The sequence below is a fragment of the Arthrobacter sp. C152 genome (assembly GCF_054890965.1).
This window is the reverse complement of sequence record NZ_JBTZSU010000137.1, coordinates 1-237: the sequence shown is the minus strand read 5'-3', so window position 1 is coordinate 237 and position 237 is coordinate 1. Positions and strand designations below refer to the sequence as shown.

General features: G+C 40.5%; 1 pseudogene. It reads right to left on the bottom strand.

Annotation, left to right across the window (positions count from 1 at the left end):
- A pseudogene (locus ACYSM9_RS22030) lies at positions 1-225 on the bottom strand (hypothetical protein); the annotation flags it as partial.
- Positions 226-237: the final 12 nt, after the last annotated feature.

Genomic DNA, 237 nt, shown 5'->3' with positions numbered 1-237 from the left:
ATGTGGTCTACCTTGTTTCGGTTTGGTATTCCTCCTTTGTTTTATTTGGGCTCTAATACGCCTGTTGTAAAGATATGTCAGTACTAGAAATGTATGGTACTTCGTATCAGCCCAGATACGTTCTGGTCTGCTCTTGGGTCGTCCGTTTTTATTCTTTATTTGTATGTCATTCAGAAGCGGAATGAGCTTTCTACTTTCATGTCCATTTCCAGGTCCTAGGTCTATTGCGATTGGTAA